This is a genomic window from Bradyrhizobium sp. TM102, assembly GCF_009176685.1.
Lineage (GTDB): Bacteria > Pseudomonadota > Alphaproteobacteria > Rhizobiales > Xanthobacteraceae > Bradyrhizobium > Bradyrhizobium ottawaense.
The window spans coordinates 4,081,948-4,098,460 of sequence record NZ_AP021855.1 but is presented as its reverse complement, the minus strand read 5'-3'; the positions used below and the strand labels follow the sequence as shown (position 1 = coordinate 4,098,460).

16 protein-coding genes are annotated in these 16,513 nt (G+C 65.8%); 7 read left to right on the top strand and 9 right to left on the bottom strand.

Annotation, left to right across the window (positions count from 1 at the left end; all coding sequences use genetic code 11):
- Positions 1-59 precede the first annotated feature (59 nt).
- From trmFO to GDN70_RS19605, 4 genes are all read left to right on the top strand, one after another.
- The gene (gene trmFO / locus GDN70_RS19620; RefSeq protein ID WP_152102909.1) at positions 60-1,487 is read left to right on the top strand and encodes a methylenetetrahydrofolate--tRNA-(uracil(54)-C(5))-methyltransferase (FADH(2)-oxidizing) TrmFO; all 1,428 of its coding nucleotides are present in this window, start codon (positions 60-62) and stop codon (positions 1,485-1,487) included.
- A gap of 7 nt (positions 1,488-1,494) precedes the next feature.
- Positions 1,495-2,589, top strand: coding sequence for a serine/threonine protein kinase (locus tag GDN70_RS19615; RefSeq protein WP_028144485.1), 1,095 nt, complete (start codon positions 1,495-1,497; stop codon positions 2,587-2,589).
- A 93-nt stretch (positions 2,590-2,682) separates the two neighbouring features.
- The gene (locus GDN70_RS19610) at positions 2,683-3,240 is read left to right on the top strand and encodes a CAP domain-containing protein (protein ID WP_028144484.1); all 558 of its coding nucleotides are present in this window, start codon (positions 2,683-2,685) and stop codon (positions 3,238-3,240) included.
- Positions 3,241-3,331: 91 nt separating this feature from the next.
- Positions 3,332-4,510, top strand: a complete 1,179-nt coding sequence (locus GDN70_RS19605) for an aminotransferase class V-fold PLP-dependent enzyme (RefSeq protein ID WP_028144483.1) — start codon at positions 3,332-3,334, stop codon at positions 4,508-4,510.
- Between the two features lie 56 nt (positions 4,511-4,566).
- Here GDN70_RS19605 and GDN70_RS19600 read toward each other — a convergent pair whose 3' ends face one another.
- On the bottom strand, positions 4,567-5,028 hold the full coding sequence (locus tag GDN70_RS19600) for a cupin domain-containing protein (RefSeq protein WP_038949151.1): 462 nt from the start codon (positions 5,026-5,028) through the stop codon (positions 4,567-4,569).
- A gap of 126 nt (positions 5,029-5,154) precedes the next feature.
- On the opposite strand from GDN70_RS19600, the gene GDN70_RS19595 reads away from it, so the two are divergent.
- Positions 5,155-6,708, top strand: a complete 1,554-nt coding sequence (locus tag GDN70_RS19595; protein WP_028144481.1) for a winged helix-turn-helix domain-containing protein — start codon at positions 5,155-5,157, stop codon at positions 6,706-6,708.
- A gap of 32 nt (positions 6,709-6,740) precedes the next feature.
- Here the strand turns inward: GDN70_RS19595 and GDN70_RS19590 are convergent, their stop codons facing one another.
- Genes GDN70_RS19590 through yajC form a run of 6 tightly spaced genes read right to left on the bottom strand, consistent with a single transcriptional unit; the run spans position 6,741 to position 12,402 of the window.
- The gene (locus GDN70_RS19590) at positions 6,741-7,985 is read right to left on the bottom strand and encodes a threonine ammonia-lyase (protein WP_038973368.1); all 1,245 of its coding nucleotides are present in this window, start codon (positions 7,983-7,985) and stop codon (positions 6,741-6,743) included.
- 45 nt (positions 7,986-8,030) lie between these two features.
- On the bottom strand, positions 8,031-8,894 hold the full coding sequence (locus GDN70_RS19585; protein WP_152102908.1) for a phytoene/squalene synthase family protein: 864 nt from the start codon (positions 8,892-8,894) through the stop codon (positions 8,031-8,033).
- A gap of 7 nt (positions 8,895-8,901) precedes the next feature.
- Positions 8,902-9,285: an Mth938-like domain-containing protein gene (locus tag GDN70_RS19580; RefSeq protein WP_028144478.1), complete on the bottom strand. Its 384-nt coding sequence runs from the start codon at positions 9,283-9,285 to the stop codon at positions 8,902-8,904.
- Positions 9,286-9,345: 60 nt separating this feature from the next.
- The gene (gene secF, locus GDN70_RS19575; RefSeq protein WP_028144477.1) at positions 9,346-10,365 is read right to left on the bottom strand and encodes a protein translocase subunit SecF; all 1,020 of its coding nucleotides are present in this window, start codon (positions 10,363-10,365) and stop codon (positions 9,346-9,348) included.
- 10 nt (positions 10,366-10,375) lie between these two features.
- Positions 10,376-11,980, bottom strand: a complete 1,605-nt coding sequence (gene secD / locus GDN70_RS19570) for a protein translocase subunit SecD (RefSeq protein ID WP_028144476.1) — start codon at positions 11,978-11,980, stop codon at positions 10,376-10,378.
- A gap of 47 nt (positions 11,981-12,027) precedes the next feature.
- Positions 12,028-12,402 (bottom strand): preprotein translocase subunit YajC, encoded by a 375-nt coding sequence (yajC, locus tag GDN70_RS19565; protein WP_014495068.1) that lies wholly within the window; start codon positions 12,400-12,402, stop codon positions 12,028-12,030.
- Positions 12,403-12,584: 182 nt separating this feature from the next.
- Here yajC and GDN70_RS19560 point away from each other — a divergent pair, with 182 nt between their 5' ends.
- Entirely contained in the window at positions 12,585-13,577 is a 993-nt protein-coding gene (locus GDN70_RS19560) for an ATP-binding protein (protein WP_038973366.1), read from the top strand.
- A 173-nt stretch (positions 13,578-13,750) separates the two neighbouring features.
- On the opposite strand, the gene GDN70_RS19555 is transcribed toward GDN70_RS19560, so the two are convergent.
- Positions 13,751-15,151, bottom strand: a complete 1,401-nt coding sequence (locus GDN70_RS19555; protein ID WP_152102907.1) for a LysM peptidoglycan-binding domain-containing M23 family metallopeptidase — start codon at positions 15,149-15,151, stop codon at positions 13,751-13,753.
- Positions 15,152-15,260: 109 nt separating this feature from the next.
- Positions 15,261-15,911 (bottom strand): protein-L-isoaspartate(D-aspartate) O-methyltransferase, encoded by a 651-nt coding sequence (locus GDN70_RS19550; RefSeq protein WP_028144473.1) that lies wholly within the window; start codon positions 15,909-15,911, stop codon positions 15,261-15,263.
- Between the two features lie 228 nt (positions 15,912-16,139).
- Between GDN70_RS19550 and GDN70_RS19545 the strand changes: the two genes are divergently transcribed.
- Complete coding sequence (locus GDN70_RS19545) at positions 16,140-16,511, top strand: response regulator (protein WP_008547195.1); 372 nt, start codon at positions 16,140-16,142, stop codon at positions 16,509-16,511.
- Positions 16,512-16,513 lie beyond the last annotated feature (2 nt).

Genomic DNA, 16,513 nt, shown 5'->3' with positions numbered 1-16,513 from the left:
GCAGAAAACTCGATCTCGGCGATTCCACTCCCCGCCGAAAAGCGCTACCTGTCCGCCCCATGACAGGACCTCAATCCAACATCGTGCACGTGATCGGCGCCGGCCTTGCCGGCTCTGAAGCCGCCTGGCAGGTGGCCAAGGCCGGCGTGCCCGTGGTGCTGCACGAGATGCGGCCGACCCGCATGACCGAAGCGCACCGCACCGACGGGCTCGCAGAGCTCGTCTGCTCCAATTCGTTCCGCTCGGACGACGCCGCCAACAACGCCGTCGGCCTGCTGCATGCCGAAATGCGCCGGCTCGATTCGCTGGTCATGCGTGCAGCCGACGCCAACCAGGTGCCTGCTGGCGGCGCTCTCGCCGTCGACCGCGACGGCTTCTCCGCGGCCGTCACCAAGGCGCTGAACGACCATCCCCTGATCCAGATCGCCCGTGGCGAGGTCAAGGGCCTGCCGCCGGCCGATTGGAGCAACGTCATCGTTGCAACCGGTCCCCTCACCTCCGCTCCACTGGCCGATGCCATCCGCGAGCTGACCGACGAGAACGCGCTCGCCTTCTTCGACGCGATCGCGCCGATCGTGCACCGCGAATCCATCGACATGTCGGTGGCCTGGTTTCAGTCGCGCTATGACAAGGTCGGCCCCGGCGGCACCGGCGCGGACTACATCAACTGCCCGATGACCAAGGAGCAGTATGACGGCTTCGTCGCTGCGCTCATCGCCGGCGAGAAGACCGAGTTCAAGGAGTGGGAGACCAACACGCCCTATTTCGACGGCTGCTTGCCGATCGAAGTGATGGCGGAGCGCGGCCCGGAGACCTTGCGCCACGGCCCGATGAAGCCGGTCGGCCTCACCAATCCGCACGATCCCACGACCAAAGCCTACGCCATCGTGCAGCTGCGCCAGGACAACAAGCTCGGTACGCTCTACAACATCGTCGGCTTCCAGACGAAGCTGAAGTATGGCGAGCAGCAGCGCATCTTCCGCACCATTCCCGGGCTGGCGAAGGCCGAGTTCGCCCGCCTCGGCGGCCTGCATCGCAACACCTTCCTGAACTCGCCAAAGCTTCTCGACAGTCAGCTGCGCCTGCGCGCGCAGCCGCGGCTGCGCTTCGCCGGCCAGATGACGGGCTGCGAGGGCTATGTGGAATCGGCCAGCGTCGGCCTGATCGCCGGTCTCTATGCAGCCGCGGACGCGCGCGGCGAGACGCTTGTCAGCCCGCCTGGCACGACCGCGCTCGGATCGCTGCTCGGCCACATCACCGGCGGCCATATCGAGACCATCGAGCCCGGCACACGGTCGTTCCAGCCGATGAACATCAATTTCGGTCTATTCCCACCGCTTGCGACCGCGCCGACGAAGAAACCCGACGGCACGCGCCTGCGCGGTAACGAGAAGACGGTGGCCAAGAAGCAGGCGATGAGCGCACTGGCACTCGCCGATCTCGATCGCTGGATCGCCGATCATTTGCGCATTGCCGCAGCCGCGTGAGTTTGCGATGAGCCTCCCCAAAGACGACGCCGCGACGCTCTCGGCGCGCTGGACCGAGGGCGTGCTGCTCAAGCGCGACGTGTTCTCGACCGTCGAGCGCGGGCGCTTCCGCGGCGAGAGCGGCGAGGTCGATGCCGTGCTGCGCCGGCTCGACGAGGTGCCGTGGTGGTCGTTTCTCCTGGCGCGCCATCTGTTCGCCCGCGAGAAGCACGCTCTGGCGCTCGCCAAAGGCCTCAACGTTGGTCCGGAGCTGCTGTGGGCCGGACGCCGTGCGCTGGTGCGCGGCTTCGTCGACGGCGTCGCCTTGCATCTGGCAAAGCCGCACGGCGACCTCGCCTATTTCCGCTCGGCCAAGGCGGCCCTGCGCCGGCTGCGCCGCGCCGGTATCTGCCACAACGATCTTGCCAAGGAACAGAACTGGCTGGTCGGCCGCGACGGCCTCGCCTATGTCACCGACTTCCAGCTCGCCGCCTGCTTTGCACGGCGCGGCCGGCTCTATCGCATCCTGGCCTATGAAGACCTTCGGCATCTGCTCAAGCACAAGCGCTCCTACGCACCTGAGGCGCTGACGCCGCGCGAGCGAAAGATCCTTGCGAAGAAGTCATTTGCCGCCAGCCTGTGGCTTGTCACCGGCAAGAAGATCTACCGCGCGATCACGCGCGGCCTGTTCAACTTCACCGATCGCGAGGGCGGCGGCCGCAGGCTCGTGAATGACGCGCCGGTGCTGACCGAGCTGATCCGCAAAAACCCGGCCGTGCGCGACACCGCCATCGTGGCTTTCGCGGACCGCCGCTCCGGCGTCGGGCTCTATGCCTTCGTCGAAGCCGACCAGGCCACGCTCGAAGGCCAGTTGCGGAACGAGCTTGCGGCCGCAAAGGGGCCGAAACCGCCGGAGCACATCCAAGTGGTGCACGCGCTGCCGCGCGACGCCGGCGGCAAGCCGCGCACCGAGATCCTGCAACTGGTTGCCATGAACCAGCTCGACCTGATCGAGCCGATGATGAAGAACGACCAGGACCGAGCTTTCCTCAAGGACATCCTGGAACAGCGAAAAAATCTGCGCGACCGCTTCAACTTCGAGGCGGATCTGCCAACTCACTGACGGCCCCCCTCGCCTTGAAGCGTCCACATTGGCGATAGAGAAGCGGTCGGACAAGGCAGGCGCGGCGGGGTCATGGGCGCTCAGGGGACGATGATGCATCATCTGGTGGGCGGCCTGATTGCCGGCCTTCTGCTGCTGGCGGCCGCGCCCGCAATGGCCGAGACCCCGGCCGAGCTGATCTCCAGCTTCCGCCTCAAGCACGGTGAAGTTCGCGTCGTCCGCGATTCCACCCTCGACCGCATCGCCATGGACCAGGCCCGCGCGATGGCGGCGAAAGATGACCTCAGTCACGACGCGCTCGGCCCCTTCAATCGCCGCGTCGCGCCCGCCGGCGCGGGCCGCGCCGCCGAGAACATCGCCTACGGCTACGACAATTTCGAGAAGACCCTGGGACAGTGGATCGACTCGTCCGGGCACCGCAAGAACCTGTTGCTGCACAACGCCTCCCGCGTCGGCATCGCCAGCGCCAGGAATGCCAGCGGCAAGCGCACCTATTGGGCCATGGTGATCGCCGGCGATTATGAGCCGAAGGGCAAGGGCAAGAAGAACAAGGACAAGGAGCCCCTAATTGCCGTGAAGCGGGAAGCTGCGCCCGCAAGCAAGCCCAAATCGAGCAACTGCCACGTCAAGCTGCTCGGCCTCTGCATCTGAGATCCAGCCGACGTCCCTGGCCTGACGTCTTGCTCGGCCCCTTCGGCGCGTCTAATTCATGCATGAGGGATCGCGAGAAGTGGAGGCGTTGGTGATCGACATCGACCAAATTCGGTCTGACACACCGGCCGCCAGTCGGCTCGCGTATCTCCACAATGCGGGGGCGGCGCTCATGCCGACCTCCGTTGTCGCGGCGATGAAGCAGCATATCGATCTGGAAAGCGAGATCGGAGGCTATGCGGCCGCGGATCGCGAGACCGACCGGCTCGAAGCGGTCTACGGCTCGGTGGCGCGTCTGCTGAATGCCGCACCCGACGAGATCGCGCTCGTGGAGAACGCGACGGTCGCCTGGCAGATGGCGTTCTACGCGCTTCCGTTTCGCAAGGGTGACCGCATCCTGACTGCTGAGGCGGAATACGCGGCCAATTATGTCGCGTTCTTACAGGTCTCCAAGAGGACCGGCGCGACGATCGACGTCGTGCCGAGCGATGCCAGCGGCGAGCTCGACGTTGACGCGCTCGAGCGCATGATCGATGAGCGCGTAAAGCTCATCGCGATCACCTGGGTCCCGACCAATGGCGGACTGGTCAATCCGGCGGCAGCGGTCGGCAAGATCGCGCGGGCACGCGGCATTCCCTATCTGCTCGACGCCTGCCAGGCGGTCGGCCAGATGACGGTCGACGTCGAAGCCATCGGCTGTGACATGCTGTCGGCCACGGGTCGCAAATTCCTGCGCGGCCCGCGCGGCACCGGCTTTCTCTACGTTCGCCGCGCACTGCTGCAACGGCTCGAGCCGCCGATGATCGATCACTTCGCCGCGCCCTGGGTCTCGCGCGATGAATATCGGCTTCGCGACGATGCACGCCGCTTCGAGACCTGGGAGAACAATTACGCGGCCCGGCTGGGCCTCGGCGCCGCCGTCGACTACGCCCTGGAGATCGGCATCGCTCCGATCGAACAACGCTGCCGAATGCTTGCCGGCCGTCTTCGCAACGGCCTCGCGGCCCTTCCCGGCATCACCATTCGCGACCTCGGACGCGCGCCGGGTGCCATCGTCAGCTTCACGCTGGACGGGCACGAGGCGGACGCCGTTGTCGCCAGTGCCGCTGCAGCAGGCATCACCATCGGCGCTTCAGATCCGTCGAGCACGCGCATCGATGCCGAACTTCGCGCCTTGCCGCATGTCGTGCGGGCATCGCCGCATTATTACAACACGGAAGCCGAGATCGATCGACTGATCGCTCATCTGGCGGATCTGGCGGCACGGTAACAAAAGGCCGGCGCGGCCGGGCCTTGAAGTCGGTCCACAGTCGCGCCGTCTGGGCTTCAAGCTCTTGTCGTCAGCGCCGAGAGCTGGTCGGTATCGAAGCGGGCGCGTAGCTCGCTGATGGCCTTCGCATCCGGGCGACCGCTTGCTGTCAGCTTCGCCAGCTCCTCGAAGTAATGCTCGTGTCCCGGCGGGGATACGGTCATGAGCACACGCGCGGGCTTCTCGCTCGCGTTGGTGATGTTGTGGGGAACACCGGGAGGAATGAAGAGGAAGGTTCCTGGGGTTGCCCGGACAATCTCATCCCCGACGAACCATTCACACTCGCCTTCGAGCATGTAGAAGGTCTCCTCCTGAACACGATGAACGTGCCGGCCGGTGGCGAATCCTGCCGGAATTGTCCAGTCGAACATGCTCGTGTGCCTGGTGTCCTCGCCCGTCACCAGGAAGGCCATTGGCTGGCCGCGCAGCGTGACCCCCTCGGTCTCGCCGGGCCTGCGGATGACGTGTTTCGCGGTCATGTACACCTCCATCGCTGTTGCAGCGTTCCTCACGGCTCGCGCGATGGTGGTCCCGTCCAGCCGGAAAGTCGCGAAGCCGTTCGGAAAACGTTGCAAAAAACCTGCGAAATGTGGCCTTCTTCGGCGATGGCCACGATCCTTGAATTTGGTCCCTTTCGGCTCGATGGCGATGCGGGGATCCTGTTCCACGGTGCTGAGCCGACCGCTCTCGGCCAGCGCGCAGTGCTGCTGCTGGCGGTCCTCGTCCGGCAGGCTGGTGTGCCGGTTTCGAAGGAGGCCTTGATCGAGGCGGCCTGGCCAGCCCAGGCCGTCGAGGACAGCAACCTGACCGTCCAGATCGCGGCGGTGCGGCGCACGCTGGCGGGCATCTCCGGCGAGGCGCGTTGGATCGAAACGCTGCCGCGCCGTGGCTATCGCTATGTCGGTCCGACCGTGACGAAGCCCGATCCGGATCCCGCACGAGCAACACCGCAAGCGCCGTTGCTGTCACTGCCCGACAGGCCGTCGATCGCAGTGCTACCTTTCACGAACTTGAGCGGCGACGAGGAGCAGGACTATTTTGCCGACGGGATGGTCGACGACATCATCACCGGCCTCTCGCGCATCAACTGGCTGTTCGTGATCGCGCGGAATTCCACGTTCGCGTACAAGGGCCGCGCGGTGGACGTGAAGCAGGTCGGCCGCGAACTTGGCGTACGCTACGTGCTGGAAGGCAGTGTCCGCAAGACCGGCACGCTGGTCCGCATCACCGGTCAGTTGATCGATGCGTCGACTGGCATGCACGTATGGGCCGAGCGATTTGACCGCCGGTCCGAAGACGTCTTCGCCCTCCAGGACGACATCGCATCGTCGACCGTCGGTGCGATCGCACCCAGCCTGCGGCGCGCCGAGATCAACAGGGTCAGGCGCAAGCGGCCGGACAGCCTGGATGCCTATGATCTCGTCCTGCGCGCCCAGCCGGACGTTGATTCCGGCATGCCAGCCCAGGTCACCCAGGCGCTCGTGCTGCTCGAACGTGCGATCGCGCTCGAGCCTGCGTATGCGCTTGCGCACGGCAATGCAGCGATGTGCCATCATTGCCTGTTTCTTCGAGCCGGTTTGCAGGAGGCCAATCGCGAGGCCTCGATCCGCCACGCGCGCTCGGCCATCGCCCATGGCCAGGATGATGCGCTTGCTCTCACGCTCGCAGGCTTTTCGATCGGCATGGACGGGCACGATCGCCCCGCAGCCTTCATCGCGTTCGAGGCCGCGCTCGCCATCAGCCCATCATCGGCGCTGACCTACATCCTCGGCAGCGTCATGCTCGGCTGGGGCGGAGATGCTGACCGCGCTATCGAATGGAGCGAACGAGGCCTGCGGCTCAGCCCGTTCGATCCATGGGCTTTCGCCGCTTTCGACGCCCAGGCTCTCGGGCACTTCCATCACGGCCGATATGAGGATGCGTGCCGCGCCGCTTACCGCTCGGTTCAGGCCAATCCTCGCCACAGCATCACCCATGTGCAATTGGCCGCGGCGCTGGCAAAGCTTGGACGATTGCAGGAGGCGAAGGCGGCGGCCGCGCGGGTGCTGGAGCTGCACCCGACGTTCCGCTATGGCCGTCAATTTCAGGGCGTCAACTGCGCGCCAGCGCTTGCTTCCTCGCTCGGCGACGCCCTCCGCATCGCAGGCCTTCCGGAGTAGCGCTCGGCTCGGCCTGGCGTCTTCAACGTGCCCTAGGTGCAGCGCGCGCTCAGTCCGGACGCACTGAGCTTCGCCATCACCTCGTCGAGATGGGCGCTGTCGCGGGTCTCGATGACGAGTTGCAGGAGTGTGGCCTTGGCCGGCAGGTCGGAGAAGGTCCGCTGGTGCGAAACCTCGATGATGTTGGCGCCGGCCTCGGCCAAAAGGGCCGCGACGGCGGCCAATTGCCCGGGTCTGTCTGGAATGTCGAGTGAGAGCTGGGTCAGCCGCCCCTCGCGCGCCAGCTCGCGCGTGAGGACGGATGCGATCAGCCGCGTGTCGATATTGCCGCCGCTCAGGACGAGACCGACTTTCTGGCCGGCAAAGCGTGACGGATCGGACATCAGCGCGGCAAGGCCGGCGGCGCCGGCGCCCTCGACGACCGTCTTCTCGATCGAGATCAGGGTTGCGACCGCGCGCTCGAGCTCGGCCTCGTTGACGAGCGCAATGTCGTCGACGAGGCGTCGGACGATTTCGGTCGTGATCTTGCCGGGCGATTTCACCGCGATGCCTTCGGCGAGCGTGTCGCCCCGCGCCGGCAGATTGCCGTCATGGATGGCGTTGTACATCGAGGGATAGAGCCAGGCCTCGACGCCCAGAATTCGCAGCGACGGCTTGATCGATTTCGCCGCGATGCCGATGCCGCTGATCAGGCCGCCGCCGCCGATCGGCACGACCAGCGTGTCGAGCTCCGGCACGGCCCTCATCATCTCCAGCCCGACCGTGCCCTGCCCCGCGATCACCAGCGGATCGTCGTAGGGGTGGACGAAGATCATGCTTTTGGCTTCGCCGTGGCTTCGCGCGAACGCGGCCGCCTCCTCCAGCGTCGCGCCTGTGACGACCACTTCAGCGCCGTGATGCCTGGTGTTCTCGACCTTCACCATGGGCGTGCCGACCGGCATGACGATGGTGGCGGGAATGCCGAGCCGCTTGGCGTGATAGGCGACGCCCTGCGCGTGGTTACCGGCCGACATCGCGATCACGCCCCGCGCGCGCTCCTCCGGCGTTAGCGCGGTGAGGCGGTTGAGCGCGCCCCGCTCCTTGAACGAGGAGGTGAACTGGAGGTTCTCGAATTTGAGCCAGATCTCGCAGCCGCAGATGCTGCTCAGCGTGCGGCTGTAGCTGCAGGGCGTCTCGACGACGGCGCCCCTGATCGTCTCGGCTGCGGCAGCAATGTCGCTTGGGGCGACCGGCAGACCGCTGAGATCAAAGGGTGGGATTGGGGACAAGTCAGCCATAGGACAGCATAGGGCATTTGGCCGGCTCAGGCGATAAGCCAGCCGCTATTTGGTAAACTCGCGCGACCGCGAAGCCCGCCACAGCGTCCACAGCGTGCGCAGCCGGGACGATGGCCTCGGCGTGAAGGGATTGCGCCCGGGTTGCGACAGCAGCTTGAGGTCGGCCCGCACCTGTCCAATCGGCAGAAATGCTGCCCGCGCCGCTGCCGGCACCTCCGGCAGCAACGACAGGGCCGTAGCCAGATGCTGCCTCGCTTCGCCCGCGAGCTGCTCCAGCACGGAACGCAAATTCGGCGTCTCCTTGCCGGCGAACACATCTTCCATGTTGCAACCGTGGCTCGTCAGCACCTGCTGCGGCAGGAACAATTGCCGATGCGCGGCGTCGCGCGGCAGGTTTGCAATGACCTGGACGATGCCCTGCGCCAGCCCGGCATGACGGGCGAGATGCTCGGTGGCGTCCGAGGGCGGCGCCAGGATCTGCGCCGCCAGAGCGAACAGCGCCGATGAGGTCGCGGCCAGATAGCCTTCCAGCGCCGCCATGGTCGGCATCGGGTCGTTGTAGAGGTCGAACTGGTGCTCGTCGACGAGCAGCGACAGCGGCTCGACCGGCAGGTCGAAATCGCGGATCGCGCGCAGCAGCTCCGCCGCCACCGGATTGCCCTCGGCGCTGCCATGGACGTGGCCGGAGAGCATGTCGGTCCACCATTGAAAGCGGATTTCGCCGGGCAAGGGCTGGCTCACCTGATCGCGGACGCGGACGATCTCGACATTGAAGGCATAGAGCGCCAGCAGCGCGCGGCGCTCGGCGGCGGGCGCGAACAGCGTCGCGACGTAGCGCGGAAAGTCATGGCTGCGCACGAGATCGGCGCAGAAGGTGACGGAATCGGGCGGCGGCGCGGCGCTGCTCATGTGCTGTTCATGGCACCGCGATCAGTGCAGCGGCAACCCGCCGCCGTTCGCCGATCATGATGTTGTAGGTGCGCACCGCAGGGCCGGTCTGCATCGTATCCAGCACCACCCTCACCGCCTTGAGCGCCTGCCGCAGCGCCGGCGGCGGCAGCCAGACCCCGGTTCCGGTGCCGATCAGGAGCGTGTCGATGCTGTTGGCGGCCGTGAAGACCCGGTCCAGCGAATAGCGGTCGATCTTCTGGGGATCCGTCACGTCCCAGGCCCAGATCGCGTCGGGCAGGCAAAGCAGCGAGCCCCGATGCGACATGCCGGCGAAGGCGAAGCCGCCCTTGCCATAGGCCTCGATCGGCGCCGAGCGCGGGAAATGCGGTGCATTGGGATCGCCGGCCATGAGCTTCGTCCGAATGGGCTTACTGCCCTCGCAAACGCCTGCGAGGGCATGCGGTTCGGATCATGCCTTGCTTTTCTTCGCCGGTGGTGCCGTATCGGGCGCATCCTCGCGATGCTCGCCGACGCCGAGATAGATCAGGATCGGCGCCGCGATGAAGATCGAGGTGTAGGTGCCGACCAGCACCACGCCGAACATCATCACCGCGGTGAAGCTGTGGATCGCGTGCCCGCCGAACAGGAGCAGCGCCAGCAGCGCCAGCGTCACCGTGAAGTGGGTGATGATCGAGCGCGACAGCGTCGAGTTGATGGACTCGTTGAGCAGCTGCGGCATTGGCATCTTCTTGTAGCGCCGCAGCATTTCGCGGATTCGGTCGTAGATGACGACGGTGTCGTTGAGCGAATAGCCGAGAATGGTCAGCAGCGCGGCGATACTGGTCAGGTCGAAATCGACCTGGCTGATCGACATGAAGCCGATCGTGAGCACGATGTCGTGCACGTTGGCGATCATGGCCCCTAACGCGAACTGCCATTCGAACCGGAACCAGAGATAGATCAGAATCGAGACGATCGCGAGCATCAGACCGAGCATGCCGAAGGCCAGCAGCTCGCCGGAGACGCGCGGGCCGACCACTTCGACGCGGCGATACTCGACGGAATCGCCGAGCGCGGAACGAACCTTCTGCACCGCCTCCTGCTGCGCGGCATCGCCGCCCGGCTGCTCCGCGACGCGGATCAGGACGTTCGCGGCATCGCCGAACTGCTGCAACTGCACTTCGCCGAGACGCAATCCATCCAGCGTCGTGCGCATCGCGGCGATGTCGGCGGCGCCCGACTTCGCCCTGACCTCCAGCAGCGTGCCGCCGCGGAAGTCGATGCCGAAATTCAGGCCATGGGTGAAGAACAACGTGATCGCGACGATCGACAGCGCCGCCGAGATCGGGAAGCTGATGCGGCGGAAGCGCGTGAAATCGAAATGCGTTTCGTCAGGGACGATACGCAGCGACGGCAGCAGGCCGAGCGCGGCAACCACGGTGAGGACGGCAATGAGGACGCCGAGCCCGATGAGAACGGTGTGAGTCACGATCAGGCTCCTAGATCGGCACGCTCTGCGGCCGCTTCCACCGCACCCACCAGGCGACGATCAGCCGCGTCAGCGTGAAGGCGGTGAACACCGTGGTGATGATGCCGATGCCGAGCGTCACGGCGAAGCCGCGCACCGGGCCGGTGCCGATGTAGAACAGCACCGCGGCGGCAATGAAGGTTGTGATGTTGGAATCGAGGATAGTCGCGAGCGCCCGCTTGAAGCCGGCGTCGATCGCCGAGATCGCGTTGCGACCGCCGCGCAGCTCTTCGCGGATGCGCTCGTAGATCAGCACGTTGGAGTCCACGGCGATGCCGACGGTGAGCACGATGCCGGCGATGCCGGGCAGCGTCAGCGTGGCGTTGAGCAGCGACAGCAGGCCGAAGATCATGGCGACGTTGATGGCCACGGCGATGTTCGCGAACACCCCGAACAGCCGATAGGTCAGCAGCATGAAGATGATGACGAGGATGGAGCCGACATAGGCCGCGAGTTCGCCCTTCTCGATCGAGTCCTGGCCGAGGCCCGGACCGACGGTGCGCTCCTCGACCACCGTCAGCGGCGCCGGCAATGCGCCGGCGCGCAGCAGGATCGCCAGATCGTTGGCCGATTGCACGGTGAAGCTGCCGGAGATCTGGCCCTGGCCGCCGGTGATGGGCTCGCGGATGACGGGCGCCGAGATCACCTTGTTATCCAGAACGATCGCGAACGGCAGGCCCACGTTCTCCTGTGTGGCCTGCGAGAACTTGCGCGCACCCGAGGTGTTGAACTTGAAGCTGACGACCGGCTCGCCCGTGCGCTGGTCGAAGCTCGCCTGGGCGTCGGTCAGATCGCCACCGGCGACCAGCACCTGCTTCTTGACCACATAGGGCGTGGGCGGCGGCGATGCGCTCATCAGGAGTTCGGATTCCGGCGGCAACCTGCCCGCTTGCGCCTGATCCGGCGGCACGGAGGTGTCGACCATGCGGAATTCCATCTTCGCAGTCTTGCCCAGCAGTTCCTTCAGGCGGGTCGGGTCCTGAAGTCCGGGGACCTGCACCAGGATGCGGTCATTCCCCTGGCGCTGGATCACGGGCTCGACGGTGCCGAGCTCGTTGACGCGGCGTTCGACGATCTGGATCGACTGCTCGATGGTCTTGCGCAGGCGATCGAGCATCGCGGCCTGCGGGACGCTCAGGCGGATCACCCCGCCGCCGGCATCGGTCACCTCAAGGTCGCGCTGACCGCTGGATCCCATCAGGCCGCCCAGCGGCTGAGACAGCTCGCGCAGCTTGGCGAGCGCCGCCTGAGCGTCGGATTCCTTGGTGATGCGAACCTCGACCGCGTCGTTGCGCACGGTGACGCCGCCGGTAAAGCCGATCTTGGCATCGCGCAGCGTGCGGCGAACGTCGTCGCGGACCTGGTCGAGCCGTTCCTTCTTCACGTAGTTGGAATCGACCTCGAGCAGCAGGTAGGAGCCACCCTGGAGGTCAAGGCCGAGCACGAGCCGGCGCTGCGCCCAGGCGGGCCAGGTCTTGACCTGGGCCTCGGGGAAGAAGTTCGGGACCGCGCAGAGGCACACGATCAGCGCCGTCAGGATGATCCCGAGCGCCTTCCACCGCGTGAAATACAACATCGACTGGACCTGTCAGATCAGGAGACTTGAGATGCTCGCGGACGCGCTCACTTCGAGGCGGCGTCGTCCTTGGCGGCTTCCTTGCTATCCTTGGATTCCTTCGCCGGCTCGCCCTTGGCGCGCACGCCCGAGATCATCTGGCGCATCTGCCGCACGCGGACGCCGTCGGAAATCTCGAACTCGATCTGGTCGTCGTCGACGACCTTGGTGACCTTGCCGACGAGGCCGCCCGAGGTCACGACGGTGTCGCCGCGGCGGATATTCTTCACGAGGTCGGCATGATCACGGACCTTCTTCTGCTGCGGACGCAGAATCAGGAAGTACATGATCACGAAGATCAGGGCGAACGGCAGCAGCGACATCAACATGCTGTTGGTGTCGCCGGCGCCCGCGGCCTGGGCATACGCAGGGGTAATCAGCATTCGGACGATCCTCGTGAGAACGGGGGAAAGCCGGTCAGGCCCTCAAAGGCGACCGGTTCGGTCAAATTCGCGCGGACTATAGCGGCCATTGCCCCAATTGCAACGCTGCCAGACTGCCCTTTTGACCCACCTTGCGGCGCGCCGTCAGGCCCGATAAGGCTGCGTTCTCAGGAACTTCGGACATGCCCAAAAACCTTAGCAAAAGCCCGGCCGGCAAAGGCCCCCGCACCCCTGCCCGCAAGCCCGCCCCCGTCGCGGCAAAACGCCCCAAGGGGACGACCAAGGGGGCCGTCAAGGCCGCCCCAGACCTCTCCCAGGAGCGCATCGTCCGCGCGCTGGAGACCATTGCGGCGCACCTGTCCGCCCAGGGCAAGCCGGCCCTCGAACGCGAGTCCTTCAAGCAGGCCGATGCCTATGTCTGGCACCCCGACGGCCGCCTCGCCGCGGTGCCGCGGGTCAGCCGCGTCGAGCTGTTCCTGCTCAAGGGCGTCGACCGGATGCGCGACATCCTGATGGAGAACACCGAGCGCTTCGCCAATGGCCTGCCCGCCAACAACGCGCTGCTCTGGGGCGCGCGCGGCATGGGCAAGTCGTCGCTGGTGAAGGCGGCGCACGCCAGCATCAACGCGGAGCGCAAGCCGGCGGACAGGGTGAAGCTGATCGAGATCCACCGCGAGGACATCGAAACGCTGCCGATGCTGATGGAGAAGCTCCGGGACGCCAGCTTCCACTTCATCGTGTTCATCGACGACCTCTCCTTCGACGGCAATGACGCGTCCTACAAATCGCTGAAGGCCGTGCTCGAAGGCGGCATCGAGGGCCGGCCCGAGAATGTCATCCTCTACGCCACCTCCAACCGCCGCCATCTGCTGGCGCGCGACATGATCGAGAACGAGCGCTCGACCGCGATCAATCCCGGCGAAGCCGTCGAGGAGAAGGTCTCGCTGTCAGATCGCTTCGGCCTGTGGCTCGGCTTCCACCGCTGCAGCCAGGACGAATACCTCGCCATGGTGCGCGGCTATTGCAGCCATTTCGGCATTGAAGTTGACGATGAGCCGCTGGAGCGCGAGGCGCTGGAATGGTCGACCACCCGCGGCTCCCGCTCGGGCCGCGTCGCCTGGCAGTTCGTGCAGGAGCTGGCGGGCCGGCTCGGCGTGAAGCTGACGGCGAAGTAAGGCTAGCTATAGCCCCGCCCACAACTGTCATTCCCCGCCTTGTGCGCAATTGCGCACCGGAGCGGGAATCCAGTACGCCGCGGCTTTTCGGCTCAACAATGACTGTCTCTGGAATACTGGGTCGCCCGGCCAGGCCGGGCGACGACAGCTTCAATGCGGAGGCAATTTAGGCCTTACGCCCCGTTCAGGAATTGAAGCGGGTCAACCGGGCTCGATCCCTTGCGGATCTCGAAGTGGAGCTGCGGCGACGCCACCTCCCCGGATTGACCCGACTTGGCAATGACCTGACCGCGCTTGATGGTATCGCCGCGCTTCACCATCAGCTCACTCGCATGGGCATATGCGGTGACGTAGCCGTTGGAGTGCCGAACCAGGACCAGATTGCCGTAACCTTTCAGCTCATTGCCGGAATAGGCGACGACGCCGTCTTCGGCCGCCTTGACCGGCGTCCCCTCGGGCACCGCGAGATTGATGCCGTCATTGGACTTGCCGTTGGTCTTGGCGCCGTAGGTGGTGACCACCTTGCCGCGCACCGGCCAGCGGAAGGTCGGCAGCGCGCTGGTGGTCTCCGCGGCTTTCGCCGGAGCCTCGGCGGGCTTCTCTTCGACATTGGTCGTGGCCTGAGCCAGCCGAGCACTCTGCACCGGTGCGGCGATAGCCGCCATCTTGGTGGCGGGCGCAGGAGCGGCAGCAACCGGCTGGAGCGTCCCGACAACCGGAGCAGCCCCCACGGGAGCCGCCGCAACCGGCGCCGCGAGGACAGCGGTCTTGGCACCGGGCACGGTCAACCTGGTGCCGAGCTTGAGCTTGGCCGACGGATCGAGGCCGTTGGCACGGGCGAGCTCAGCCGACGATATATGGTTCTTGCGGGCAATGCTGGCGAGCGTGTCGCCGTGATTGACGAAGTGGGTGCTCAGCGGCGCAGCCAACGCCGCAACCGGCTTGGCTGCAGGCGCCATCGCGGGAGCCGCCGCGACGGGAGCCAACGCGGGCGCGGGTGCAGCGGCGGTGGCCGGATGCGGGATGATCAGCTGCTGGCCGGGCGAGAGCGAGCGCGGCCCCTTGTAGCCGTTGGCCGCGAGGATCGCCTGCGGCGTGACACGATAACGCTTGGCGAGCACGTCGAGCGTATCGCTGGTGCCGACGATGATCTTGGTCCCTCCGGCCGGTTGAGCCGCGGCAACGGAACGCGGCGGCACGGTGGCCGTGGTTTCCAGATGCGGCTGCGCCGGGGGCGCGTAGGAGCTGACGCCGCGCCCGCCTCCGGACACGCCACCACCACCCGTGACTGGATAGGATTGCGGTGCGGCCACCGCCGGCGGCGGCAAGGGCTGCGACTGATAATAGCCCGGCTGCGTCTGCGGCCGCGAATATTGCGGCAGCTCGCGCTGCTGCGGCGGCGGGGCCTGCTGCACCGAACCGGTCTGGTCAGAGGAGAAGGGGTTGGAGAAGTTCGACTGGGACAGCCGCGACGACATGTCGGCGCTGCACCCTGCGAAGCTGAAGGAGATCAGCGCCAGCACCGCGACCTGCGGTACGCGGCGCGAGTAAAGCAACTCGGCGACGACGGACATGGTTACTCACTCGTACGCAACAGAACTGGTGTTTTAAGTAAACACGCGCCGAGTAAATAACGGCTTAACCCTCCCAATAAGATGTTGGCCGCGCAGCCGATCCGGAAATCTACAGCTCCCGCGCCACCCCGGGCAGTGCCGGCACGAAGCGGACCTCGACGAGTTCCTTGCGCTCGATCCCGGCTTCGGTGCGGGTCAGGCGGACCAGCGTCTGCACGCCCTGATGCGGGCCGACCGGCGCGATCAGGATTCCGCCGACCTCGAGCCGCTCGACCAAATTGTCCGGAAGCCGCTCCACTGCGGCGGTGACGATGATGCGGTCGAACGGGCCGATATTGGGCGCCAGATTGAGCCCGTCGCCGAGCATCACCTCGACATTGTGACAGTCGAGCTTTTCGAGCCGAGCGCGCGCCGTATCGGCAAGCTTGCGATAGCGTTCGACGGTCAGGACCTGGCCGGCGAGCCGCGACAGCACGGCGGCCTGATAGCCGGAACCTGCCCCGATCTCGAGCACGCGGTGCCGCTTCTGAAGCTGGAGCTGCTCGGTCATGTAGGCCACGACGAAGGGCTGGCTGATGGTCTGCCCGCAGGCGATCGGCAGCGCGCTGTCACGATAAGCGCCCTCGCGATCGGCCTCGTCGACGAAAAGCTCGCGCGGCACCTCCTCCATGGTTCGCAGCACCGCCTGATCGCTGATGCCCCGACGCCTCAGCGAGAGCTGAAACATCATCTTTTCCGGGGGATGCTGATCGGGGGTCATTGCCTGCTTGTGCTGTCGTGCCGGGTCCGGTGGACGTTAAGCCCGGGCGCAGGAATCGTGTTCCTGCTCAGGAACCCATGATAACCTTCGCCTGGAGCATTTGACCACAAATTGGCTTGCCATGGGCGAGCCGCGATGACCATTTTCAGGTATCCGTTCGTCGAAACGCGCATTGCGTCAATTCGTGTTATCTGCGAACGTTTTTGGCAATGGGCAAGGGACTCAACTATGACCGCGACAGGGCTTTCCGGCCGCTCTGTATTCCTCGTCGAGGACGAGGTGATGATCAGGATGATGGTCGCGGACATGCTCGAGGAGCTTGGCTACAAGGTCGCAGCTGAGGCGGGCGACATCACCGAGGCCATGCGGCTCGCCCAGGCGACCGAGTTCGACATCGCCATTCTCGACGTCAACGTCAACGGCAAGGTGATCTCGCCGGTCGCCGATGTGATCAAGGCGAAAGGCTGCCCGTTCATCTTCGCCACCGGCTACGGCTCCTCCGGCCTGCCCGAGCAGTACCGCGACCGGCCGGCGCTCCAGAAGCCGTTCCAGCTCGACGCGCTCGGCAAGACCATCGAAGCCGCGCTTCGCGGTGGCTAAAG

What these genes read in the sequence shown, in the direction of transcription:
- trmFO (WP_152102909.1), top strand. Translation starts at nt 60, where the DNA reads ATGACAGGACCTCAATCCAACATCGTGCACGTGATCGGCGCCGGCCTT.
- GDN70_RS19590 (WP_038973368.1), bottom strand. Translation starts at nt 7,985, where the DNA reads ATGGCTGACTTGTCCCCAATCCCACCCTTTGATCTCAGCGGTCTGCCG.
- GDN70_RS19580 (WP_028144478.1), bottom strand. Translation starts at nt 9,285, where the DNA reads ATGGCCGGCGATCCCAATGCACCGCATTTCCCGCGCTCGGCGCCGATC.
- yajC (WP_014495068.1), bottom strand. Translation starts at nt 12,402, where the DNA reads ATGCTGATTACCCCTGCGTATGCCCAGGCCGCGGGCGCCGGCGACACC.
- GDN70_RS19550 (WP_028144473.1), bottom strand. Translation starts at nt 15,911, where the DNA reads ATGACCCCCGATCAGCATCCCCCGGAAAAGATGATGTTTCAGCTCTCG.
- GDN70_RS19560 (WP_038973366.1), top strand. Translation starts at nt 12,585, where the DNA reads ATGCCCAAAAACCTTAGCAAAAGCCCGGCCGGCAAAGGCCCCCGCACC.
- GDN70_RS19585 (WP_152102908.1), bottom strand. Translation starts at nt 8,894, where the DNA reads ATGAGCAGCGCCGCGCCGCCGCCCGATTCCGTCACCTTCTGCGCCGAT.
- GDN70_RS19555 (WP_152102907.1), bottom strand. Translation starts at nt 15,151, where the DNA reads ATGTCCGTCGTCGCCGAGTTGCTTTACTCGCGCCGCGTACCGCAGGTC.
- GDN70_RS19615 (WP_028144485.1), top strand. Translation starts at nt 1,495, where the DNA reads ATGAGCCTCCCCAAAGACGACGCCGCGACGCTCTCGGCGCGCTGGACC.
- GDN70_RS19545 (WP_008547195.1), top strand. Translation starts at nt 16,140, where the DNA reads ATGACCGCGACAGGGCTTTCCGGCCGCTCTGTATTCCTCGTCGAGGAC.
- GDN70_RS19600 (WP_038949151.1), bottom strand. Translation starts at nt 5,028, where the DNA reads ATGACCGCGAAACACGTCATCCGCAGGCCCGGCGAGACCGAGGGGGTC.
- GDN70_RS19595 (WP_028144481.1), top strand. Translation starts at nt 5,155, where the DNA reads ATGGCCACGATCCTTGAATTTGGTCCCTTTCGGCTCGATGGCGATGCG.
- GDN70_RS19610 (WP_028144484.1), top strand. Translation starts at nt 2,683, where the DNA reads ATGCATCATCTGGTGGGCGGCCTGATTGCCGGCCTTCTGCTGCTGGCG.
- secD (WP_028144476.1), bottom strand. Translation starts at nt 11,980, where the DNA reads ATGTTGTATTTCACGCGGTGGAAGGCGCTCGGGATCATCCTGACGGCG.